Raw genomic sequence first — 23,292 nt, 5'->3', positions numbered from 1 at the left:
GTCTTCCGTGACACGTAACCCCTCCAACGGCGCGCCGGTCTCCCGGCGCTCACTGCTCCGGCTCGGTGCCACCGCGGGTCTGCTGCTGCCCAGCGCCGGCGGCATGACCCTGATGCTCAGCGGCTGCGGCAGCGACGACGACCAGGTCAACGCCGACGGCAGCCTCTCCGGCTCGTACATGACCGCCTCCGGCATGACGTTGAGCTTCGTGGAGACGATGGTCGCCAAGGAGCGCGGCTTCTTCGCCGAGCACGGCCTCAACCTCGACATCAAGGGCGGGCAGGGCACCGCCACCGCCATCCAGGCGGTGCTCGGCGGCTCGGCCGACCTCACCCGCGCCAACGGCATCAACGCGATCATCGCGGTGGCCAACGAGGACGCCCCGTTCGTCAGCATCGCCAGCGTGCGGCAGAAGTCGCAGTTCGAGGTGGTGTCGCTGCCCGACGACCCGATCCGTAACCCGGCCCAGCTCGCCGGACGCACCTGCGGCATCGTCTCCACCGGCGGCGCCACCGAGAACCTGCTCGACGTCATGCTGATCAACGCGGGCATCGACCCCAAGTCGGTGAAGCGGCCGGTCACCGGCGTCGGCACCGCCGCGTACGAGTTGGCGCGCCGGGGCGAGGTCGACGCCTGGGTCTGCGTGAACACCGACCGGGCCACCATCCAGAAGGAGATCGGCGAGGTCGTCTTCTTCAGCACCGACGAGTACGCCCCGATGCCCTCGGACTCGTACAACACCAGCCTCAAGATGGTCGAGTCGGACAGTGACATGCCGGTGCGCTTCCTCGCCGGGGTGCTCAAGGCCATCGACTACGCCAGCAAGGAGGAGAACTGGGGTCAGGTCATCGACGACCTGCGTAAGTACAACCCGGAGGCGGACCCGGAGCAGGCTCGTGCCGAGCTGCCGCTGCTGGTGGAGAGCTGGCTCGCCGCCGGCCCGGAGAACGCCCTGCAGATGAACGAGCAGACCTGGCTGTCCGGTCAGGAGAGCCTGGTCAAGGCCAAGCTGGTCAACTCCGCCGCGCCGATCGAGAAGCTGATCTACCCGGACTACCTCGCCCGCGCGAGGGAGCTGTGACGGCCGACCCGGCCGCCGTGGGTGGGGCCGCCGCGATCCTGGCGGCGGCCTCGGCCAGCGGCGTACGGCGGCTCTGGTTCACCAGCGGCTCCGAGCTGACCTCCTTCCAGGAGGCCAACGCCCAGGCCCGGCACAAGGGCGAGCCGACCCCGGAGATCGTCACCTGCCCACACGAGCACGTCGCGTTGACCGCGGCGATGGGCGAGACCATGGTCTCGGGTGGACCGTCCATGACCGCCGCCCACGCCGACCTCGGACTGCTGCACCACGGCGGCGCGATCCACAACGCGATGTGGGGCGACCACCCCATCATGATCATGTCGGGGTATCCGCCGACCCGTGAGCAGTCGCGCACCTCACCGGTGTTCTGGAAACAGCAACGCTGGGACCAGGGCGCGATCGTGCGCCAGTACGTCAAGTGGGACTACAAGCTGTCCGCGCTCGACGACGCCGGTCTGGTCGTGGCGCGCGGCCTGCAGGTCGCCCTGGCCCCCCGGTGTGGCCCCGTCTACCTGGCGATGCCCGAGGAGGTGGGTCGTCACCCGGTGCCCGGCCGCGACCGGGTGCCCAGCGCGCAGGCGCTCGGGGTGCCGACCCTCGGCCCGGGTGACCCGGGCGTGGTCAGCGAGGTGGCCCGCCGCCTGCGGACCGCCCGGCGACCGGTCGTGGTCACCGACCGGGTCGGCGTGAACCCCCGCGCGGTGCAGCTGCTCGCCGAACTCGCCGACACCCTGGGCGTGGAGGTACGCGCCTCCCGCTACCGGGTGAACCTGCCCGACGACAACCCGTGGCACGCCACGGCGCCGCTGGACCAGTACGACGTCGTCGTCGTGCTCGACCATCCGGTGCCGTGGATGCCGGCCGTGGAGAAGCCGAGCGACGAGGCGTGGATCGGCTGGGTCGGCCCCGACCCGATCGAGAGCCGGGTCCCGCTGTACGAGTTGCGGGCCGACGCCCGCACCACCGCCGACCCGGCGATGTTCCTGGAGGCGCTGCTGGGCGAGGTCGGCTCCGGTGACGCCGACGCGGTCCGGCAGCGTCGGCAGCGGCCACCGGGGGTCGGCGACAGACGGCACACCGCCGGCCCGGCACCGGCCGGCGGTGTGCCCACCCCCGCGCTGATCGCGGCGGCGCTGGACGCGCACCTGCACCCCGACGATCTGCTCACCTGGGAGGTGTTCGACACCACGGCGGTGCGTCGCACGAAGCCGGGCACCCTGTTCGAGAAGGGTGGCTCCAGCCTCGGCTGGTCGGTCGCGGCGGCCACCGGCGCCAGTATGGCCGCCGGTGGCGCGCACGCGGTCGCGGTGACCGGCGACGGCTCCTACCTGTTCGGCTCACCGGACTCGTGCCTGTGGTTGCAGCAGCAGCACGACGCGCCGGTGGTCACCGTCGTGGTGAACAACGGTGGCTACCGCACCGGCACCACCACCCTGGCGGCGCACTATCCGGACGGGCTGGCCGTCGCCGAGCCCACGGTGATCGGCGGCCACCTCACCCCGTCGCCGGACTTCGCCGCGCACGCCCGCGCGCAGGGCTGCTACGGCGAGCGGGTGGTACGCGCCGCCGACCTGTCCGCCGCCCTGGACCGGGCCCGCACCGCGGTCCAGCGCGACCGGGTACCGGCCGTGCTGGACGTCTGGGTACCCGAACACCTCACCGGGTCGATGGACCCGGGCCGCCGGGCGCGCACCCCGGCCACCGACGAAGGGACGAGTGATGGCTGAGGTCGTCTCCCCGATCGACGCCCGGGTGTTGGCCCGGGTGGCACCGGCCACGCCGGAGGAGGTGCACGCCGCGGTCCGCGCGGCGCGCTCCGCCCAACCGGCCTGGGCCCGCCGCACCGGCGGTGAACGCGGCCGGATCCTGCACGCGGTCGCCGACCTCATCGAGGCCGCCGTGGAGGAACTGGCCGAGATCGAGACCCGCAACACCGGCAAGATCCTCAGCGACACCCGGCGGGAGGTGCGTCGGGCGGCCGGCAGCTTCCGCTACTACGCCGGCTGGGCCGAGCAGGTACGCGGTGAGACGATCCCGGTCAGCGCCGACTACCACACCTACACGGTGCCGGAGCCGCACGGTGTGGTGGCCGGGGTCATCCCGTGGAACGTGCCGTTCTTCTTCGCCGCCAAGAAGATCGCTCCGGCGCTCGCCTTCGGCAACGCCTGCCTGCTCAAGCCGGCGGAGGAGACCCCGCTGACCGCGCTGCGGCTGGCCGGGCTGCTGGCCGCCGCGGGCGTACCCGAGGATCTGGTGCGGGTGTTGCCGGGCGGCCGGGAGACCGGCGCGGCGCTGGTGTCGCATCCGGACGTGGACCTGATCGTGTTCACCGGTCACCACGACACCGGCAAGGCGATCGCCCGCGCGGCGGCGGAGCACCTGACCCCGGTCGCCCTGGAGTTGGGGGGCAAGTCGCCGCAGGTCGTCTTCGGCGACGCCGACCTGGACCGGGCGGTCGACGCGGTGGTGCTGGGTGTCTTCGCCTCCTGCGGCCAGATGTGCATCGCCGGTTCCCGGCTGGTGGTGCACGAGTCGGTCTACGACGAGGTCCTGGACCGGGTGGCGGAGCGGGTACGCCGGTTGCGTGTGGGTGACCCGTTCGACCAGGACACCGACCTGGGTCCGCAGATCACCTCGGCGCAGCGGGACAAGACGGCGCAGTTCATCGCCGAGTCCCGGGACGCCGGTCGGCTGGTCGCGCAGGCCGCCCTGCCGGACGACGAGCGGCTGCGGGACGGCTTCTACGTGCCGCCGACGGTGTTCGACCGGTTGGACGCGCAGGCGCGGCTGCTGCGGGAGGAGGTCTTCGGCCCGGTGTTGGCGGTGTCGTCGTTCCGCGACGACGCCGAGGCGCTGCGGCTGGCCGACGACACCGACTTCGGGCTCGCCGCCGGGGTGTGGACCGCCGACATCGCCCGGGCACACCGTTTCGCCGGGCAGGTACGCGCCGGCACGGTGTGGATCAACACGTACCGGGTGTTGTCGGATCTGGTGCCCTTCGGTGGGGTGGGTCTGTCCGGGTACGGGCGGGAGAACGGCACCGAGGCGGCCCGCCTGTACCTGCGTCCGAAGTCGGTGTGGACGTCGCTGGCCGCCGGCACGCCGCAGGGGTACGGCCTGGGTGGTGCGGGTGCGGCAGGCTGACCGCCCGCCCGACACGCCGGTCGAGGAGGCCGGTCGCGGTGCGCTCGCGTTGCTGCGGGACCGCCGTTTCGGCCCGTACTTCTTCGGGTCGCTGGCCTCCAACACCGGCACCTGGTTCCAGAACGTCGCGGCGATCCTGACCATCTTCGCGTTGACCCGCTCCGCCTTCATGGTGGGGCTGGTCACCGCGTTGCAGTTCGCGATGCAGTTGGTGCTGGCTCCGGTGATCGGGGCGGTGGCCGACCGGGTCGACCGACGGTTGCTGATCATCGTCGGGCAGACGGTGGGTGGGACCGCCGCCGCGGTGCTCGCGGTCCTGGCGTTGCTGGACACGCTCAACGCGCCGCTGCTGCTGACGTTCGTGGGACTGTCCGGTGTGGGTCAGGCGGTCACCGGTCCGGCGGCCCAGGCGTTGGTGCCGAACATCGTCGGACGCGCCGACGTGCCGCAGGCCATCGCGTTGCACTCGCTGACGTTCAACCTGTCCCGCGCGATCGGTCCGGTGGCCGGGGCGGCCACGTACGCGGTGGCCGGCGCCGGTGCCGCGTTCGCCGTCAACGCCGCCAGTTTCCTGGTGTTCGCGCTGGCGTTGGCGGGTGTGCGGCTGCCCCGCACCCGGCCCGCGGACGGTCGGCGGGGCCGACTGGGGGTGCTCGGCGGCGTCGCCTACGTCCGGCACCGTCCGGTGCTGGTGCGCTGTCTGGTGGCGGTGGCGCTGATCGGGTTGGCGATGGAGCCGATCAACACCCTGTCGCCGTTGTTCGCCGAGGGTTTCGGCGGCGGTGAGCTGATGGTGGGCATCTTCATCACCTGTTTCGGGCTCGGGTCGGCGTTGGTCGCCGGTTGGGTCGGCAGGTTGCGGCGGCTGATGGGCAGTGGTCGTACCGGCGCGGTCGGGGTGGCCGCGCTCGGCGTCGGGATGGCGGTGTTGGCGGCCAGTCCGGGGCCGGTGGTGGCCACGGTGGGCATCGCCGTCGGCGGGGCGGGTTACCTGCTGGCGGTCAGCGACGTCAACGCCACCATGCAGCAGGGCCTGGCCGACGCGGTGCGGGGCCGGGTGATGGCGCTGTGGTCGATGTGTTTCCTGGGCATCCGTCCGGCGGCGGCGATCCTGCACGGCTGGCTGGGTGACGCCTTCTCCGCGCGGACCGGCGCGCTCGTGGCGGTGGTGGCCTCGGTGGCCGCCGCGCTGGTGCTGCGCGGTCGACGGGCCGCGCGGATGGGCAGGTGACGGTCTGCGTACCTGCGTTGACCTCGCACCAGAGAACAAACTATTCTGCTGAGCGAAACACCGTTCGCATGATGCGAACGAAATGAATGGGGGCTCCCGTGCACGACGGACCGCTGACCGGCCTGCGCGTCATCGACGCCTCGACGATCCTGGCCGGCCCGCTGTGCTGCCAGATCCTCGGCGACTTCGGTGCCGACGTCATCAAGGTCGAACACCCCGTCGCCGGGGACAGCATGCGCGGACACGGCCACGCCAAGGACGGCGTACCGCTGTGGTGGAAGGAGATCTCCCGCAACAAGCGCACGCTCGGTCTCAAGCTGTCCACACCGGAAGGCGCCGACCTGCTGTGCCGTCTGGCCGCCACCGCCGACGTGCTGGTGGAGAACTTCCGCCCCGGCACCCTGGAACGGTGGGGGATCGGCCCCGACAAGCTCCTGGAGATCAACCCGGCGCTGGTGATCGTCCGCATCTCCGGCTTCGGCCAACAGGGCCCCTACGCGCACCGGCCCGGCTTCGGCACCCTCGCCGAGGCGATGAGCGGCTTCGCCCACCTCACCGGCGACGAGAACGGCCCTCCGACCCTGCCGGCGTTCGGCCTGGCCGACAGCATCTGCGGCATCGCCGCCTCCTCGGCCACCATGGTCGCGCTGTGGGCCCGCGAGAAGAACGGCGGCAAGGGACAGGTCGTCGACCTCAGCCTGCTCGAACCGATCATGATGGCGGTCGGTCCCGGACCCACCGTCTACGACCAGCTCGGCGTGATCGGCCACCGCCACGGCAACCGTTCCACCAACAACGCCCCCCGCAACACCTACCGCACCCGCGACGGCTCCTGGGTGGCCATCTCCACCAGCGCCCAGTCCATCGCCGAACGGGTGCTGCGTCTCGTCGGACATCCCGAGGTCGTCGACGAACCGTGGTTCGCCTCCGGACGCGAGCGTGCCGAACACGCCGACCTGCTCGACTCCTACGTCGGCGGGTGGATCGCCGAACGCACCCGCGAGGAGGTCATCCGGGCCTTCGACGCCGCCGGCGCCGCCGTCGCCCCCGTCTACGACGCCCGCGACATCGTCACCGACGAACACGTCCGCGCCGCCGAGATGCTCGTCGACGTCCCCGACCCCGACCTCGGTCGGGTCCTGATGCACAACGTCCTGTGGCGGATGTCCGAGAACCCCGGTCGGATCCGCTTCACCGGCCGGGCCCTCGGCGCCGACACCGACGATCTCCTCGTCAACGAACTCGGCTGCACCCCCACCACCGTCGCCGACCTGCGCTCCCGGGAGATCGTGGCCTGACGGCCCGCACCACCAAAGGTAAGGAATGCCGTGACCACCATGAACACCACCACCAGCCCGACGAGCCGGACGCAGACGCTGCTGGCCGCCCTCTCCGCCGGAACCCGGGTGTACGACCTGGGTCGCCGGCTGAGCATCGGCATGCCCCAGTCGCCGAACCATCCGCCGTTCTGGCACGCCCTGCCGCGTCGGCACGGCGACGCGGTCCGCGCCGACGGCGGCTCCGCCGCCAACGACATCATCACCATGGGCACCCACGTCGGCACCCACATCGACGCCTTCTCCCACGTCTCCCACGACGGTCGCCTCCACGACGGCTCCGACGCCGCCGCCGCCGGACGCGGTGGACGCTTCACCGAACTGGGCGCCCACACCATCGCCCCGATGGTGCGCCGTGGAGTGCTGCTCGACGTGCCGGCCGCCCTCGGCACCCCCGACGGCTGCCCGGCGGGCTACGAGATCACCCCGCAGGACCTGACCCGCACCGTCGACCGGCAGGGCACCCCGCTGAACCCGGGCGACGTGGCGCTGATCCGCAGCGGCTGGGGACGCCACTTCGACGACCCGGACCGCACCCGCTTCGTCGGGCACCACACCGGCGTACCCGGCGTCGGTGAGGCCGGCGCCACCTGGCTGGCCGACCAGCGGGTCCACGCCGCCGGGGCGGACACCATCGCCTTCGAGTGCCTGCGTCCCGGCGCCGGACACAGCGTCCTGCCCGCACACCGGGTGCTGCTGGTCGAACGCGGCGTCTACATCATCGAGACGATGGCGCTGGAGGAACTGGCCGCCGCCGCAGTGCACGAGTTCCTGTTCGTGCTCTCGCCGCTGGCCATCTTCGGGGCCACCGGCTCGCCGGTACGCCCGCTGGCGGTGGTCGTCGATGAGTGAACCGACCCTCGCCGAACAGCTCGCCGCGTTCGCCGACCACGCCCGCACCGAGGCCCTGCCCGACCCGGTCGCCACCAGCGTGCGCCAGCGGGTCCTGGACATCCTCGGCCTGTGCGTCGCCGCGCACCGGCTACCGACCAGCCAGGCGGCCCTGGCCCACGTCGCCGACCAGGGTGGACGCGCCCAGGCTTACGTCGTCGGGCTGCCCGACGCGGTGCCCGCGGCGCAGGCCGCGTTCGGCAACGGCGTGCTGGCCCACTCCCTCGACTACGACGACACCCACCTGCCCTCGGTGCTGCACCCCAGCGCCGCGGTGGTGCCGGCCGCCCTGGCCGCCGCGCAGGCCGCCGGCGCCGACGGCGTCGCGCTCACCACCGCCGTCGCGGTCGGCATCGAGGTCACCGTCCGGCTGGGCATGGCCGGCTACGACCCGACGCTGAACAACTCGGTGTTCTTCGAACACGGCCAGCACGCCACCTCCATCTGCGGGGCGATGGGCGCCGCCGTGGCCGCCGGGATGCTGACCGGCCTGGACGCCGACGGCCTGCGCGACGTGCTCGGCGTGACCGCCTCGATGGCCGCCGGGGTGATCGAGGCCAACCGCACCGGCGGCACCGTCAAACGGCTGCACTGCGGCTGGGCCGCGCACAGCGCCGTCACCGCCGCCGACCTGGTGCGGCGCGGCTTCACCGGGCCACCGACCGTGCTGGAGGGCCGGTTCGGCTTCTTCACCGCCTTCCTGCGCGGCGAGGCCGACCACGACCAGGTCACCGACGGCCTCGGTCGACGGTGGACGGTGCCGGACATCTTCTTCAAGCCGTACCCGGCCAACCACTTCACCCACGCCGCCATCGACGCCGGTCTGGCGCTGCGCGCGCAGGGCGTGCCGGTCGACCGGATCGACCACATCGAACTGCGGGTACCCGCCGCGGTGATCCGCACCATCGGACAGCCCATCGACACCAAACGCACCCCGGAAACCGGCTACCAGGCCCAGTTCAGCGGCCCGTACGCGGTGGTCGCCGGGCTGCTCGGCGGCGGTGGACTGGGCCTCGGCCTGGGCGACTTCACCGACGAGTTGGCCCGCGACCCGGCACGCCGGGCCCTGATGGCCCGGGTGGACGTGGTCCCCGACGACGAGTGCAACAAGATCTTCCCCTACCAGTTCCCGGCCGTGGTGTCGGTACGCACCGACGACGGCCGGACCTGGCGCGAAGAGGTCCTGACCAACCGTGGTAGCCCGCAACGACCCCTGTCCGACGCGGAACTGGCGATGAAGTTCCGCGACAACGTCGCCGGTCGCCTCGACCCGCACACCGCCGACGAGACGGTCGCCGCGGTCCTCGGCCTCGCCGACGTCACCGACGTGGCCGACCTGATGCGCCCGTTGACCCGACTGCGGACCGCCACCGACTGACCCGCCCACGACCCGTCGCCCGCCGACCTCAGGAGCCCATCATGCAACCCTTCGATCTCGTAGTGCGCAACGTCCGCGTGGTGCGACACGACCAGGCGGAGCCGTCGACGCTGGACATCGGCGTACGCGACGGCCGGGTGGCCCGGCTCGCCCCGAACATCCCCGCCACCGACGCGACCACCGTCGTCGACGGCGGCGGCAAGCTCGCCTTCCCCGGCGTCGTCGACGCCCACCAGCACTGGGGCATCTACCACCCGCTCGCCGAGGACACCAGCACCGAGAGCCGCGCCTGCGCGCAGGGCGGTGTCACCTCCGCCATCAACTACATCCGCACCGGCCAGTACTACCTCAACCGGGGCGGACCCTACGGCGAGTTCTTCCCCGAGGTACTTGCCGCCACCGACCAGAGCTCCTACGTCGACTACGCCTTCCACGTGGCGCCGATGACCACCGAGCACATCGACGAGATCCCCGACCTGGTCCGCGAACACGGCATCACCTCGTTCAAGATCTTCATGTTCTACGGTGGCCACGGCCTGCACGGACGCTCCAGCGACCAGAGCTCCTTCCTGATGATCCCGCCCGACGCCCGCTACGACTACGCGCACTTCGAGTTCGTCATGCGCGGCGTGCAGGCCGCCCGCGAACAGTTCCCCGAACTGGCCGACCAGATCTCCCTGTCGCTGCACTGCGAGACCGCGGAGATCATGTCTGCGTACACCCGGATGGTCGAACAGGACGGCTCGCTGACCGGCCTGGCCGCCTACAGCGCCTCCCGCCCACCACACTCCGAAGGGCTGGCGGTCAGCATCGCCGCCTACCTGGCGCACGAGACCGGCCTGCCCACCATCAACCTGCTGCACCTGTCCTCGGCCAAGGCCGTCGACGCGGCGATCCGCATGGCCCGGGCGTTCCCGCACGTCGACTTCCGCCGCGAGGTCACCATCGGCCACCTGCTGGCCGACATCGACACCGCCTACGGCCTCGGCGGCAAGGTCAACCCGCCGTTGCGCCCCCGCGAGGACGTCGAGGCGCTCTGGGCCCACCTGCTCGACGGCCAACTCGACTGGGTCGTCAGCGACCACGCCTGCTGCCGCGCCGAGGTCAAGTTCGGCGACCCCGCCGACGACATCTTCGTCGCCAAGTCCGGCTTCGGCGGCGCCGAGTACCTGCTGCCCGGCCTGATCAGCGAGGGCGCCAAACGTGGCCTGTCCTACGCCCGGGTCGCCGAGCTGACCTCGTGGGCACCGGCCCGCCGCTTCGGCCTGGCCACCAAGGGCGCCATCGCCGAGGGCCTGGACGCCGACTTCTGCCTGGTCGAGGACGACCACACCTGGACGGTACGCGCCGACGATTCGCTCTCGACCCAGGAGTACACGCCGTTCGAGGGCATGGAGCTGACCGCCCGGGTCACCGACACGTTCCTGCGCGGCGAGCAGATCCTGCGCGACGGCACCGTCGTCGGCCAGCCACGCGGCCGGTACCTGTCCCGCCCGACGCGCCCGTGACCGCCTCCGTCACGGCCGCCCGCAGCTACCTCTACGTGCCGGGGGACCAGCCGGACAAACTTGCCCGGGCGGCGAGCCGCGGCGCCGACGCCTGCATCCTCGACCTGGAGGACGCGGTCGCGGCGGCGAACAAGCCCGCCGCCCGGGACACCGTCGCCACGTTCCTCGCCGACGCGCCCACCGGCTGCCAATGGTGGGTACGCGTCAACGCCGACACCCCGGACGTCGACATCACCGCGGTGGCCGGCGCGCACCTGACCGGCGTGGTGGTACCCAAGGCCGACGTCGACCTGCTGGCGCGGGTGGACCGCCTGCTCGGCGACGCCGAACGCGCCCACCGGCTACCGGCCGGTGCGCTGGTGGTGTTCGCCCTGCTGGAGACCGCCGGCGGGGTGTGGCGCGCCGACGCCGTGGCCGCCGCCGGCCGGGTGGTGCGCCTCGGCCTGGGCGAGGCCGACCTGGCCGCCGAACTGCGCCTGCAACCCGGACCGGACAAGGCCGAACTGTGGCCGCTGCGATCCCGTGTGGTGCTCGCCGCGGCCGCCGCCGGTCTCGCCCCACCGGTCGGCCCGACCGAGACGACCCTGCGCGACCCGGACCGGCTGGAGCAGACCAGCCGCCTGTTGCTGCGGCAGGGCTTCCGAGGCCGCACCGCGATCCACCCCGCCCAGGTGCCGGTGGTCAACCGGGTGTTCGCGCCGACCGACGAGGAGGTGGCCGCCGCCCGCGACGTCGTCGACCGGCTGGCCGACGCCGAACGGCACGGTTCCGGTGTGGCGGTCACCGGCGACGGCCGGTTCATCGACGCGGCGGTCGCGCGCAGCGCCCGGGAGATCCTCGACCGGGCCGCCGTGGACGGCTGACCAGCCAGGCGGTGCCCTCCCACCGCTAAACATGATAATGTTTAGCATGTTAGTGCTGGTGGTGAAGGGAGGTACCCATGACCGTCGCCGCCACCCTGCACCGCCACACCTGCCAGGTCTTCACCTGCGAGGTGACCCTCGCCAGCCACGGACCACCCCGCACACCGTTCGCCGAGGTGGAACGCCGACTGGCCGACCTGGACCGACGCTTCTCCCGCTTCCGCCCCGACAGCGAACTGTCCCGCCTCAACGCCGCCGCTGGCCGCTGGCACGACATCTCCACCGACCTGCACGCCCTGCTCCGCCACGCCCTCGACGTGGCCACCGCCAGCGACGACCTGGTCAACGTGGCGGTCCTGCCCCGGCTACGCGCCGCCGGCTACACCCACTCCTGGGCCACCGGCACCCCACCCACCCCACCGACGACCGCTCCACCGGCACCGGTGCCACCACTGCACACCGTGCTGCGGCTGCGCCCGCACGCCGCCCGACTCGCCCCCGGACACCACATCGACCTCGGCGCCCTCGCCAAAGGACGCTGGGCCGACGACGTGACCACCTGGCTCGGACCCAACTCCGCCGCCAGCATCGGGGGAGACGTGGCCTGCCGCGGCCCCGGCCCCCACGGCGACGGCTGGCCCATCGGCCTACCCGACGGCCACACCCTGCTGGTACGCGACGGCGGCGTCGCCACCAGCGGCACCGGCAAACGACGCTGGGGCACCGACTGCCACCACCTCATCGACCCCCGCACCGGACACCCCGCCACCTCCGACATCACCCAGGCCACCGTCCTGGCCCGCACCGGCACCAGCGCCGACTGGATCGCCACCGCCATCGTCGTCGGCGGCCAACCAGCAGCCGACCGACTCGCCACCCGCACCGACGTCCACCACCTCTGGCTGACCGGGACACCCCGATGACCCACACCGGCACCGACCGCCTGGTCGAAACCGCCCGCTTCCGCGCCGCCTACCGACAGGTCCCCGCCGCCGTGGCGGTCCTGCTCGTACCCGGCGGACCAGCCGGCATCACCGGCCTCACCTGCACCTCCGCCACCTCACTGTCCGGCAGCCCACCCATGGCCATGCTCGCCGTCGACCACAAGACCAACCTCGCACCACTGGCCCAGAAGGCCGGCCACTTCAGCATCAACTACCTCGCCGCCGACCGCGCCGGATGGGCACGAGCCTTCGCCGGCCGCAACCGACACCTCGACGACCTCGCCGCCGCCGTCGTACCCGGCCACACCCGCGTACCCACCCTCGCCACCGGCACCACCGCCGTCCTCGAATGCCGCACCACCGCCGTACACCCCGGCGGCGACCACTGGATCCTCTGCGGCGAGGTCCTCCACGCCCGCGCCCAACCCGACGCGCCACCCCTGCTCTACCTCAACGGCCGCTACGGCACCTTCCACCCCCACGACCACTGACGCCCCCCACCCAGGAGGCAGCCCGGACATGGACCCACGCCCACACACCGTCAACGCCGGCGGCTTCACCACCCGCTACTGGGAAAGCACCCCACCCCACACCCCCCGAGGCACCATCGTCCTCGTCCACGACGGCGCCTTCGGCGGCGACGCCATCAGCAGCTGGGCACACGTCATGCCGCTGCTCGCCCGACACCACCGGGTCCTCGCCCCCGACCTGCTCGGCTACGGCGACACCGACAAGGCCGTCTACCTCGACCGATCCCCGTACGCCTTCCGCACCACCCACCTCGCCGCGTTCTGCGCAGCCGTCGGCGTCGACACCGCACACTTCATCGGCCAGTCCTTCGGCGGATCACTGCTGCTACGAGCCGTGGCGACCACCACCCCCGCCCTGCCCGCCCGCACCGTCGTGAGCATCTGCGGCACCGGCGGCCCATGGCGCACCGAGAAAGGCATCACCGAACTCGGCCGCTACGACGGCACCGAAGAAGACATGCGCCGCCTCGTCACCACCATGGTCGACGACTATCCCGGCCTCGACGACACCATCCGCGCCCGCTACGCCAACACCCGCAAACCCGGCCACGTCACCGCCTGCCTGGCGGCCCGGCTACGCCACCCCACCATGGCCGCCCCCACCAGCGACGACACCTGGCCCGCCCCGCTCCGCCACAGCCCGATCCCCGTACACGTCGTCGAAGGCACCCGCGACGACCTGCTCCAACCCGGCTGGAGCCACCACTTCGACGACCTCGCACCCCACATCCACAGCCACCGCATGAACGCCCGACACGCCCCCAACCTCGACCAACCCGACACCCTCACCGACCTGCTGCTCACCTTCCTCACCACCCGGACCACACCATGAACAGCCTGCTGTTCCTCCACGACGCCGACGTCCTACCCGGACCCGTCGGCGCGCTGCGCCCACTCGCCCACGACCTCCACGTCGACGTGCCCCGCCACCCCGGCTTCGGCACCGACCTCGACGAAGCCGCCACCGCATGGGACAGCGTCGGCGACCTCGCCCAGCACTACCTCACCACCACCGACGACACCCCACGCCACCTCGCCGGAGCCGGCTTCGGCGGCTGGATCGCCCTGGAGATGGCGGTACGCGCACCCCACCGCTTCACCACCCTGACCCTCGTCTCCCCGTACGGCGTCAAACTCTCCGGCCCCACCGAACCCGACTTCGCCGACATCCTGCTCCTCGACCCCACCGAAATCGTCGAACTCGGCTGGGCCGACCCCACCACCTGCCACGACCTACGGATGCCCGGCTACCCCGCCGGCCTGCCCGACAGCGACTACGAACGCGCCTTCGCCGACCGGGCCGCCCTGGCCCGATACGCCTGGAAACCCTTCCTGCACGACCCCCGCCTGCGCCGATGGCTCCACCTCATCACCATCCCCACCCTCGTCATCGCCGGCAGCCACAACCGCCTCGTCCCACCCCGACACAGCGCCGCCCTGGCCGACCTGCTCCCGGCCGCCCGCTACGTCGAACTGCCACACACCGGGCACTACCCCTACCTGGAACGCCCCGACGAATTCCACCGGCTGGTCCGGTCCTTCCTGAAGGGAGAGACCCGATGAGGCTCTACCACTTCACCGAGATGCCGTACCCCTTCGTGCCCCCCGAGGCCGAACACGCCCACCGGGGACTCAAATACTTCATGCCCAACCGCTACTACGACCCGGTCCTCGGCCACCAGCTCTACCAGCGCTACCTCGACGAGTACGAACTCGCCGACGAACTCGGCTTCGACCTGATGGTCAACGAACACCACCAGTCCGCCTCCACCCTCCAGGTCTCCGCCACCCTCAGCGCCGCCTCCGTGGTGCACCGCACCCGCCGCGGCCGGGTACTCGTCCTCGGCACCCCACTACCGCACCGGGAAAGCCCCATCCGCGTCGCCGAGGAGATCGCCTACCTCGACGCCGTCAGCGGCGGACGCATCGACTGCGGCTTCGTCCGAGGAGTCCAGGGGGAGACCTTCCCCTCCAACCAGAACCCCGTCCACAACATGGACATGTTCATCGAGGCACACGACCTCATCACCCAGGCCTGGACCCGCGACGACGTCTTCTCCTGGGAAGGCACCCACTACCACTACCGCTACGTCAGCGTCTGGCCGCGCCCCTACCAGCGACCCCACCCACCCATCTGGATCAGCGGCACCTCCACCCGCCTGGTCGAATGGACCGCCCGACACGGCTACACCCTGTGCAACCTGCTCGGCACCTACGACGACACCGCCACCTCGTTCCGGCTCTACCGCCGCACCGCCACCGCCGCCGGACACCCCGAACCCGGACCCGACCGGTTCGCCTACATGGCCCTGTGCCACGTCGCACCCACCGAACAACAGGCCCGCGACATCGGCCGCAAACTCATGTACTACCTCAAGCCCGGCCGACTCCGCCTCGGCGCGGCCAGCCCACCCGGCTACTTCCCACCCGCCTCCGCCGTCGCCGCCCTCCAGGGCCGCCTCGGCGCCGTACGCCGCATGAGCTACGAGGACCTCATCGACGCGGGCATCCTGCTCGTCGGCACCCCCGACCAGGTCACCGCACAGATCCGCCGCCTCTACGAACACACCGGCGCCGGACACCTCATCCTGATGAACCACGCCGGTGACATGACCAGCAACGAGGTACGCGACCACCTCACCCTGTTCGCCCGCGAGGTCATGCCCGCCGTCACCCCCCTCGGCACCGACTGGCGCGACCAGGACACCACCTGGCGCGTCGACCGCGACCACACCCCGGTGCGCGCCGTACTCTCCAGCGCCCTGTCCTGACCGGGGCTCACCACCAACCCACCACCTCGTCCTGCACACCGGCGTAGTCCCGCTCCAGATGAGCCGCCAACGCCACCATGTGCTCCCGCATCAACCGTTCCGCCTCAGCCCCGTCACCGGCCACGATCGCCGCCGCCACCGCCTCGTGCTCCCGCCGCACCTCCTCCCACCGTTCCGGCCGCCGCTCCGCGGCCACCACCCGCTCGGTGTAGATCTCCTTCAACGCCCGCCCGAACAGGTCCAACACCCCGTTGCCCGACAACCCCGCCAGCACCCCGTGGAACCGCTGCATCACCGCCAGATAACTGGCCTCGTCACGTTCCTCCAGGCTGCGGTGCTCCCGCATCGACTCCGCCAGCTCCCGCAGCCGCCCCGCGTCGCGCCGCTCGGCCGCCAACCGGGCCATCAACGGCTCCATGATCACGCGCGCCTCGACCAGCTCACCGAACCTGGTCCGCCCCAGCTGCATGAACAACGCCATCGTCCGACCGAACGTGTGCGGGTCCACCGACCCCACCACCGGCCCACCACCACGACCCGGCCGTACCCGCACCAGACCGCTGGTCTCCAGGATGCGCAACGCCTCCCGCAACGTGCCGCGACTGACCCCGTACCCCTGCACCATCTGCGCCTCGGTCGGCAACGCCGCGCCCGCCGACAAGCCCTGCTCGACGATGTCCGCCAGGATCTGCCGCGCCACCAGCTCACTCATCTTCGCCGCACGCTGACGGAACCGCGGAACCGGCTGCTGATCGGGCATGACCCGATCCTACGGTGTCACGATCTTGACCAGCCGGTACGCGATCGAAGCGCCCGCTACCGGTCCCTCGGCGGCCGCCGCTGCGACGGCCGAGGGGAGGGGAGTGGTCGACACCGCACGGCGTCAGACCCGCGAGACGGGAACCGACTCCACCGACAGCAAGCCGGCGAGCTGACGCAGGACCTCCCGGCGCGCCCGGTAGTAGACCCAGGTGCCCCGCCGTTGCGCATCCACCAGACCCGCCTCGCGCAGCGTCTTGAGGTGATGCGAGATCGTCGGCCCGGTCAGGTCGAACTCCGGCGTCAGATCACACACGCACACCTCCCCACCCTCGGCGGAAGCGATCATCGACATCAGGCGCAGCCGCACCGGATCACCGAGGGCCTTGAACGCAGGAGCGAGCGCCGCAGCCGTCTCGCCCGAGACCCGGCGCTGAACCAGCGGGGGACAGCACGGCGCGGCGGCGTCGAAAGGCACCTCTTGATTCGACATGCCTCTAGGTTGACGTTCCTCTAAACAATGTGCAAGCCTCTGATTCGATACACATCAAGACAGAGGAGTTTTCGATGAGCACCCCCGAAACGTCGCCCATCGTGGTGATCGGCGCAGGTCCGGTCGGCCTGGCCGCCGCCGCCCACCTACACGAACGTGGGCTGCCCTTCCTCGTCCTGGAAGCCGGGCACACCGCCGGCGCGGCCGTACGACAGTGGGGACACGTACGCCTGTTCTCACCATGGCGCTACAACATCGACCCCGCCGCACGCCGACTACTCGACGACGCCGGCTGGATCATCCCCGCCGAGGACACCCTGCCCACCGGCACGCAACTGGCCACCGACTACCTCCAGCCCCTCGCGGAACTGCCGCAGCTCAAACCCCACCTGCGCTACGGCGCCCGGGTCACGGCCATCAGCCGCCTCGGCATGGACCGGCTCCGCACCGCCGGCCGCGAGCACACACCGTTCCTGATCCGCCTCACCGACGGCGAAGACCTGCTCGCCCGAGCCGTCATCGACGCCTCCGGCACCTGGGGCACCCCCAACGTCCTCGGCGCCTGCGGCCTGCCCGCACGAGGAGAGAAGGACCTCGGCGCGCACCTCGACCACGCCCTACCGGACGTGCTCGACACCGACCGCGACCGGTTCGCCGACCAACACACCCTGGTCGTGGGCGCCGGCCACTCGGCCGCGAACACCCTGCTCGCCCTGACCGAGCTGGCCACCACGGCACCGGACACCAAGGTGACCTGGGCGATCCGCTCGGCCAGCCCGACCCGCACCTACGGCGGCGGCGACGCCGACGCCCTACCCGCCCGTGGCGCGCTCGGCACCCGACTCCGCGAGCACGTGGACGCCGGTCGGATCCGCCTGCTCACCGGCTTCTCCGTGCACGCGCTCCACCCGGCGCACGGCAAGATCGCCGTCCTCGTCCGGCACGTCGACGGCGGGGAGGAGTCGATCGTGGTGGACCGGGTCGTCGCCGCCACCGGATTCCGCCCCGACCACTCGATCACCACCGAGCTGCGACTGGACCTCGATCCGATCCTGGGCGCCACCCGCGCCCTCGCACCGCTGATCGATCCGAACGAGCACTCCTGCGGCACCGTGCCACCACACGGCGTCGACGAACTCGCCCACCCGGAGATCGGCTACTACGCCGTCGGCATGAAGAGCTACGGCCGCGCACCGACCTTCCTGATGGCCACCGGGTACGAGCAGGTCCGCTCCGTCGTCGCCGCCCTCGCCGGAGACTGGGAGGCCGCCCGCGACGTCCAGCTCGACCTGCCCGCCACCGGGGTCTGCAGCAGCAACCCCACCGGCACCACCGACAGCTGCTGCGAACCGACCCCGGTGGAGGCGACCGGTGGCTGCTGCGGCTAGACCAAGCCGAGAGCACGCAGTGCTGTGCAGAACCTCCGCAGCCAACAGAACCGGGGTTTGTTGCTGAGACGGCGAACTTACCGCTGAGGTAGAAGATTCCCGTGACAGTCGCGCAGCATCTCGTCCCTGCTGCTTCCGGTGAGGTACGGAAGCACCCGCCGTAATGCCTCGGCCTGGGAGCGGAGAGATTTCTGCAAGGCATGATTGGTCAGCGCTCCGGTCGACACGTCCTGCGCCGGCCCGACTCCGCTGCTCACATACAGGCAGGTGACCCGTGCGCGGAGGCTCAGCCCCGCCACGGTGCCGCATACCATCGTGTTCACCTCTTTGAAGTGTCTGCCCTGCAGGATTTCGACGGACAACCCAGGGGAGTGGAAGAAGATCGCGTCCTCCGTCACTTCCGGGCCAGTGAATCCCGGTTCACTCAACAAGAAGCGGTAGTACTCTTCCACGCATTCGCCGAATAGTTTCCGCTTTTTATCGATCTTGCCCACCGGTCAGTTCCCTGCCTGCTGGCACGCATCTCGTCCTGGCAAATGCCGCCACCGCCGTAGATTGCCGCCACCGCCGTAGACAGGTCTCAGCCATGCGACGGCTCCTGAGGTCAGAGGATCGGCGTCGTTCATCATGATGTACGCACGGCGGATCGGGCACCTCCGCCGACCCGACCGCGCACGGAGTTCTGCGCGTGGGCGGCTCGATCCACCGCCCGTTGCGGGCGTGGGGAGACAGGTCCAAAGCGGCCCACGGCTCGCGTAAGTGCCGACAGCACCAGCCCGACAGCACCAGCTCGACCAGGACTTCCAGCCGGGATCACGAAGATTCGATAATGTGCATTATGTCAAGTTAACCGGATTGAGCCCTGCCCCGACCGCTCGGGGACCCGCTCGCGGGCGGTCGGTGACCTCGCTGGTGTCAACCGTCCCGGCACGGCCGGGCGCGCTCTGGAAGTTCCCGGTCGGCGTGGGCGATGACCCGGGTCGGCGGCGCACCGTTGGCGATCAGGCCTTCCGTGCGTCACCGACCAGTGGCGTCGTAGCCATGGACGAACGCGCCGTGCGGGGTCGTCCGGATGCGTGCGCCGGTCTGCGCGCCGGTGACGACCAGCCGAGCGGTGCACGCTCGGCGAGCACCGCCTCCGGGCCAGTGCTCTCGAACGAGTCGCCGAACCGCTCCCCTCCCACCGGGCATCGAACGCGAAATTCATGCATAATATCCCTTATGCATGACAAAAAGGACGATTCGGTGGCCGTCCTGATTGAGGAGTTCCTGACGGCTCGCGCGACCCGCAAGCCGTCCCCCCACACCCAGGCGGCCTACCGGCGGGACCTGACCGCGCTCGCCGCGCTCGCCGCCGAGCTGTCCTCCCCTCCCCTGTCCCTCGCCGACCTGCCGGTCACCGCCCTGTCCCCCAGGCTGATGCGGGCGGCGTTCGCCCGGTTCGCCGCCGGTAGGGCGGCCAGCTCCGTCGGTCGGGCCTGGTCCACCTGGAACGGTTTCTTCTCGTTCCTGGTCGCCGAGCAGGTGGTGCCCGGCAATCCGATGCCGGCGGTGGGGCGTCCCCGCACTCCCCTGCCGACGCCCAAGCCGTTGCGGGGCGAGGACACCCCGGAGCACCTGCTCGCCTCGGCCGCGCGAGCCGAGGGTCGGCAGCGGGATCCGTGGCCGGAGCGGGACGTCGCGGTGTTGGCGTTGGCGCTGTGCGCGGGGTTGCGCCTGTCGGAGTTGTTGGCGTTGCGGGTCGGGTCGCTGGGTGGTCGGCCCGGTGAGCGGCGGCTGGAGGTGACCGGTAAGGGTGGGCGTCCCCGGGTGTTGCCGGTCGAGCCGGATCTGGACGCGGTGCTGGCGAGCTATCTGGACAGTCGGGCCCGCCGGTTCGGTTCGCGTACGGTGCGGCCGGTGTCGCCGCTGCTGGTGGATCGTCGCGGTGAGCCGCTGCGCCGGGGTGGTCTGCAGTATCTGGTGGAGTCCTGTTATCGGCGGGCCGGGATCGCTGACCGGGTGCCGCGTGGGGCGCGGCTGCACGCGCTGCGGCACACGTTCGCGACTCGGTTGGCCGAGGACGGCGCCGGGGCGGCGGAGATCATGCGGCTGTTGGGGCACGCGTCGTTGGCGTCGTCGCAGACGTACATCGAGGTGACGTCGGGGCAGCAGCGGGAGGCGGTGCGGGCCAACCGTACGTACCGGGCGTTGGCCGGGCTGCTGTCGGCACGGAATTGAGCGGGCGCGGGTTTCTGGTGTGTCGCTTGCCGGGCGGCGGTGTGGCAGGCTGTCCGTGACGCGACTGGCGGCATCGGGGATGGGATCGACCATCGGGAAGCTTCGTCGTGGAGGGTCGTCCGCCTGGGCCCGCCACGGGCGAGGTGAGCCATGTCGACGATGACGAGTGCGCGGTTGTTGCCGGGTGTCCCGGTGGCGGAGGCGATTCTGGCCGAGGTGGCCGAGGGTGTGGCCGAGTTGCGGGCGGTCGGGGTGACTCCGACGTTGGCGACGGTGCTGGTGGGTGACGACGAGGCCAGTGCCGGCTACATCCGGATCAAGCAGCGGCAGGCGGCGGAGCTGGGTTTCGCGTCGCCGCACGTGCGGTTGCCGGTGTCGGCGTCGCAGGCTGACGTGCACGCGGTGCTGGCCGACTTCAACACCGATCCGGGGGTGCACGGGGTGTTGTTGCAGTATCCGGTCCCCGCTGGTCTGGACTATGACCGGGCGTTGCAGACCATCGATCCGGATTCGGATGTGGACGGGATGCATCCGGTGAACATGGGGCGGCTGGCGTTGGGGTTGCCGGGGCCGCTGCCGTGCACTCCGGCGGCGATCGAGGAGTTGTTGGCCTACCACGGGGTGCCGGTGGCCGGCCGTGAGGTGGTGATCCTGGGGCGTGGGGCGACGTTGGGGCGGCCGTTGGCGATGTTGCTGGCGCAGAAGCGGGCGACGGCCAATGCGGCGGTGACGGTGGTGCACACCGGGGTGGCGGATTGGCCGCGTTACACGCGTCGGGCGGAGATCCTGGTGGCGGCGGCCGGGGTGCCGGGCATCGTACGGCCGGAGCATGTGCGGCCGGGCGCGGTGGTGATCGGTGGTGGGGTGCGGTACGCGGGGCGGCGGTTGTTGCCGGATGTGGACGAGTCGGTGGCGCGGGTGGCGGGGGCGGTCACGCCGAGGGTCGGTGGGGTGGGGCCGGTGACGGTGGCGATGTTGTTCCGCAACGCGTTGCGGGCTGCCCGGTCTAGCCGAGGTCGATGACCAGGGGCCGGTGGTCGGAGATGGTCGACGGTGGGGTGGCGACGGCGGTGACGGCGGGCAGGGCGGCGAGGCCGTGTCGGTCGGCGAGGATGTGGTCGAGTTGGACGCGGGGTTGGGCGGCCGGGTAGGTCGGTCGGCGGGCCAGTGGGTGCCAGCCGGAGACGGCCCGGGTGGCCCAGGCGGGCAGGTTGAGGTCGCCGAGCAGGATGCGTGGGGCGGGCAGGGCGCGTAGGGCGCGGATGACCTGGCGGAGTTGGCGGACGTTCCAGCCGGCGACGAAGGACAGGTGGGTGGCGGCGACGGTCACCTGGCCGTGGGGGGTGTTCAGGACGGCGGCGAGGACGACGCGGGGTTCGTCGCGGAGCAGGATGAGGCCGCCGCCGGGGCCGGGCACGTAGACCGGGGAGCGTACCGGGGCGGGGTGTAGTCGGGTGACCTGCCAGCTGGTGACCGGGTGGCGGGAGATCAGTCCGACGCCGTAGCAGGGTTCGCCGTGGCCGTCGTCGTCGTGGGTGAGGGGGCGGAACACTTCGCCGGGGGTGCCGACGACGGCGGCGGCGAATCGGTGTTCGGGTGCGTCGAGGGCTTGGGCGGCGATGGCGGTCTGGTCGAGGTTGCCGCTGCGGGACTGGTCGCGGTCGACTTCTTGAAGGGCGAGGATGTCGGCGTCGAGGGCGCCTACCGCGGCGGTGAGCCGGGCCGGGTCGACCAGGCCGTCGGTGAGGGATCGGCCGTGCAGGAGGTTGAACGTGGCCAGGCGCACGCTGTCACCTTAGCCACGTTGTGGGAGGGTTGCCCGATGCTGCGGGTGTTGTGCTGTTCGATGCTGGTGTTCGTGGCGGTGGCCGGGGTGGGGGTCTGGGTGCGGCGTCGTCGGGGCCGGTGAGGCTGGCCACAGCTGTCGGCGTGGGCGGGTCGCTGGTGGGAAGAATGCCTGGTCGTGGAGTTGGAGCCGACGACCGTGGTGACCCTGCTGACGGTGGCCGCCCTGGCGGGGTGGGTGGACGCGGTGGTGGGTGGTGGTGGGTTGCTGCTGTTGCCGGCGTTGCTGGTGGCGGCCCCGGGGATGCCGCCGGCGACTGCGTTGGGTACGAACAAGTTGGCGGCGATCGCTGGTACGTCGACGGCGGCGGTGACGTTCGCCCGCCGTACGAAGATCGACTGGCCGGTGGCGGGTCCGGCGGCGGCGTTGGCGGTGGTGTGTGCGGGGGCGGGTGCGGCGCTGGCCGGGGCGGTGCCTCCGGCGGCGTACCGGCCGGTGCTGCTGGTGGTGTTGGTGTCGGTGGCGCTGTTCGTGGTGCTGCGGCCGAGCCTGGGGGTGTTGGCGGTGCCGCATCGGCGGACCCGGGGGCGGGTGGCGGTGGCGGTGCTGGTGGCCGGGGTGGGTATCGCCGCCTACGACGGGTTGATCGGTCCGGGTACGGGCACGTTCCTGGTGTTGGCGTTCACCGCGCTGGTGGGGGCGGATTTCCTGCACGGTTCGGCGATGGCGAAGGTGGTCAACGCGGGTACGAACGCGGGCGCGTTGGTGGTGTTCGCGGTGAACGGGCATGTGTGGTGGCTGTTGGGCGCGGCGATGGCGGTGTGCAACATCGCGGGGGCGATGGTGGGGGCGCGGATGGCGGTGCGTCGTGGTGCCGGGTTCGTGCGGGTGGTGCTGCTGCTGGTGGTGGTGGCGTTGGTGGCGAGGCTCGGCTACGACCAGTGGCTGGCCGGTTGAGGGTGGGCTGG

The 23,292-nt window shown here is 71.5% G+C and carries 22 protein-coding genes and 1 riboswitch; of the genes, 18 read left to right on the top strand and 4 right to left on the bottom strand.

All coding sequences use genetic code 11. The features are described 5' to 3' along the window. The first annotated feature begins 7 nt into the window (after positions 1 to 7). The 14 genes from FF096_RS08790 to FF096_RS08725 all read left to right on the top strand — a co-directional run bounded on the left by FF096_RS08790 (position 8) and on the right by FF096_RS08725 (position 15,678). Positions 8 to 1,081 carry an ABC transporter substrate-binding protein gene (locus tag FF096_RS08790; protein ID WP_155216279.1) on the top strand — a complete coding sequence of 358 codons (1,074 nt, stop codon included), beginning with the start codon at positions 8 to 10 and terminating at the stop codon, positions 1,079 to 1,081. Further along, the gene (locus FF096_RS08785; protein WP_155216277.1) at positions 1,078 to 2,808 is read left to right on the top strand and encodes a thiamine pyrophosphate-dependent enzyme; all 1,731 of its coding nucleotides are present in this window, start codon (positions 1,078 to 1,080) and stop codon (positions 2,806 to 2,808) included. Before FF096_RS08790 ends, FF096_RS08785 begins: the two co-directional genes overlap by 4 nt. After that, positions 2,801 to 4,225, top strand: coding sequence for an aldehyde dehydrogenase family protein (locus FF096_RS08780; protein WP_155216275.1), 1,425 nt, complete (start codon positions 2,801 to 2,803; stop codon positions 4,223 to 4,225). Before FF096_RS08785 ends, FF096_RS08780 begins: the two co-directional genes overlap by 8 nt. Further along, on the top strand, positions 4,212 to 5,456 hold the full coding sequence (locus FF096_RS08775) for an MFS transporter (RefSeq protein ID WP_155216273.1): 1,245 nt from the start codon (positions 4,212 to 4,214) through the stop codon (positions 5,454 to 5,456). The genes FF096_RS08780 and FF096_RS08775 overlap by 14 nt, the downstream gene beginning before the upstream one ends. 86 nt (positions 5,457 to 5,542) lie before the next feature. After that, positions 5,543 to 6,754 (top strand): CaiB/BaiF CoA-transferase family protein, encoded by a 1,212-nt coding sequence (locus FF096_RS08770; protein WP_155216271.1) that lies wholly within the window; start codon positions 5,543 to 5,545, stop codon positions 6,752 to 6,754. Between the two features lie 39 nt (positions 6,755 to 6,793). Continuing rightward, positions 6,794 to 7,645, top strand: a complete 852-nt coding sequence (locus FF096_RS08765; protein ID WP_155216818.1) for a cyclase family protein — start codon at positions 6,794 to 6,796, stop codon at positions 7,643 to 7,645. Beyond that, the gene (locus tag FF096_RS08760; RefSeq protein ID WP_155216268.1) at positions 7,638 to 9,062 is read left to right on the top strand and encodes an MmgE/PrpD family protein; all 1,425 of its coding nucleotides are present in this window, start codon (positions 7,638 to 7,640) and stop codon (positions 9,060 to 9,062) included. Before FF096_RS08765 ends, FF096_RS08760 begins: the two co-directional genes overlap by 8 nt. Positions 9,063 to 9,103: 41 nt before the next feature. Further along, positions 9,104 to 10,570 carry a dihydroorotase family protein gene (locus tag FF096_RS08755; protein WP_155216266.1) on the top strand — a complete coding sequence of 489 codons (1,467 nt, stop codon included), beginning with the start codon at positions 9,104 to 9,106 and terminating at the stop codon, positions 10,568 to 10,570. Beyond that, the gene (locus FF096_RS08750; RefSeq protein WP_309222941.1) at positions 10,567 to 11,433 is read left to right on the top strand and encodes a CoA ester lyase; all 867 of its coding nucleotides are present in this window, start codon (positions 10,567 to 10,569) and stop codon (positions 11,431 to 11,433) included. The genes FF096_RS08755 and FF096_RS08750 overlap by 4 nt, the downstream gene beginning before the upstream one ends. Positions 11,434 to 11,510: 77 nt before the next feature. Then, complete coding sequence (locus FF096_RS08745; RefSeq protein ID WP_155216264.1) at positions 11,511 to 12,356, top strand: FAD:protein FMN transferase; 846 nt, start codon at positions 11,511 to 11,513, stop codon at positions 12,354 to 12,356. Next, the gene (locus FF096_RS08740; RefSeq protein WP_155216261.1) at positions 12,353 to 12,868 is read left to right on the top strand and encodes a flavin reductase family protein; all 516 of its coding nucleotides are present in this window, start codon (positions 12,353 to 12,355) and stop codon (positions 12,866 to 12,868) included. The genes FF096_RS08745 and FF096_RS08740 overlap by 4 nt, the downstream gene beginning before the upstream one ends. Positions 12,869 to 12,896: 28 nt before the next feature. Then, positions 12,897 to 13,739: an alpha/beta fold hydrolase gene (locus tag FF096_RS08735; protein ID WP_155216259.1), complete on the top strand. Its 843-nt coding sequence runs from the start codon at positions 12,897 to 12,899 to the stop codon at positions 13,737 to 13,739. Further along, entirely contained in the window at positions 13,736 to 14,470 is a 735-nt protein-coding gene (locus tag FF096_RS08730) for an alpha/beta fold hydrolase (RefSeq protein WP_155216257.1), read from the top strand. Before FF096_RS08735 ends, FF096_RS08730 begins: the two co-directional genes overlap by 4 nt. Further along, a complete protein-coding gene (locus tag FF096_RS08725; RefSeq protein WP_155216255.1) occupies positions 14,467 to 15,678 on the top strand; it encodes an LLM class flavin-dependent oxidoreductase in 1,212 nt (403 codons plus the stop codon). Before FF096_RS08730 ends, FF096_RS08725 begins: the two co-directional genes overlap by 4 nt. A gap of 7 nt (positions 15,679 to 15,685) precedes the next feature. On the opposite strand, the gene FF096_RS08720 is transcribed toward FF096_RS08725, so the two are convergent. Together FF096_RS08720 and FF096_RS08715 are read right to left on the bottom strand one after the other, a co-directional pair. Then, on the bottom strand, positions 15,686 to 16,438 hold the full coding sequence (locus tag FF096_RS08720; RefSeq protein ID WP_155216253.1) for a FadR/GntR family transcriptional regulator: 753 nt from the start codon (positions 16,436 to 16,438) through the stop codon (positions 15,686 to 15,688). Positions 16,439 to 16,561: 123 nt separating this feature from the next. Then, positions 16,562 to 16,930, bottom strand: a complete 369-nt coding sequence (locus tag FF096_RS08715; protein WP_155216251.1) for a metalloregulator ArsR/SmtB family transcription factor — start codon at positions 16,928 to 16,930, stop codon at positions 16,562 to 16,564. 74 nt (positions 16,931 to 17,004) lie between these two features. Between FF096_RS08715 and FF096_RS08710 the strand changes: the two genes are divergently transcribed. Then, complete coding sequence (locus FF096_RS08710; RefSeq protein WP_155216249.1) at positions 17,005 to 18,318, top strand: FAD-dependent oxidoreductase; 1,314 nt, start codon at positions 17,005 to 17,007, stop codon at positions 18,316 to 18,318. Positions 18,319 to 18,395: 77 nt separating this feature from the next. Here FF096_RS08710 and FF096_RS08705 read toward each other — a convergent pair whose 3' ends face one another. Continuing rightward, positions 18,396 to 18,812 carry a hypothetical protein gene (locus FF096_RS08705; protein WP_155216247.1) on the bottom strand — a complete coding sequence of 139 codons (417 nt, stop codon included), beginning with the start codon at positions 18,810 to 18,812 and terminating at the stop codon, positions 18,396 to 18,398. Between the two features lie 727 nt (positions 18,813 to 19,539). Between FF096_RS08705 and FF096_RS08700 the strand changes: the two genes are divergently transcribed. Together FF096_RS08700 and FF096_RS08695 are read left to right on the top strand one after the other, a co-directional pair. Continuing rightward, positions 19,540 to 20,538: a tyrosine-type recombinase/integrase gene (locus FF096_RS08700; RefSeq protein WP_155216246.1), complete on the top strand. Its 999-nt coding sequence runs from the start codon at positions 19,540 to 19,542 to the stop codon at positions 20,536 to 20,538. A gap of 50 nt (positions 20,539 to 20,588) precedes the next feature. Further along, positions 20,589 to 20,674, top strand: a riboswitch (ZMP/ZTP riboswitch). Between the two features lie 23 nt (positions 20,675 to 20,697). Further along, positions 20,698 to 21,561 carry a bifunctional 5,10-methylenetetrahydrofolate dehydrogenase/5,10-methenyltetrahydrofolate cyclohydrolase gene (locus tag FF096_RS08695; protein WP_155216816.1) on the top strand — a complete coding sequence of 288 codons (864 nt, stop codon included), beginning with the start codon at positions 20,698 to 20,700 and terminating at the stop codon, positions 21,559 to 21,561. On the opposite strand, the gene FF096_RS08690 is transcribed toward FF096_RS08695, so the two are convergent. Then, positions 21,545 to 22,324, bottom strand: coding sequence for an endonuclease/exonuclease/phosphatase family protein (locus FF096_RS08690; protein ID WP_309222939.1), 780 nt, complete (start codon positions 22,322 to 22,324; stop codon positions 21,545 to 21,547). The two genes, FF096_RS08695 and FF096_RS08690, sit on opposite strands and share 17 nt — an antisense overlap. A gap of 177 nt (positions 22,325 to 22,501) precedes the next feature. Here FF096_RS08690 and FF096_RS08685 point away from each other — a divergent pair, with 177 nt between their 5' ends. After that, entirely contained in the window at positions 22,502 to 23,281 is a 780-nt protein-coding gene (locus tag FF096_RS08685; RefSeq protein ID WP_309222938.1) for a TSUP family transporter, read from the top strand. Positions 23,282 to 23,292: the final 11 nt, after the last annotated feature.

It is taken from the genome of Micromonospora sp. CP22 (assembly GCF_009712475.1).
GTDB lineage: Bacteria > Actinomycetota > Actinomycetes > Mycobacteriales > Micromonosporaceae > Micromonospora.
This window is presented reverse-complemented; position numbering and strand designations above follow the sequence as displayed.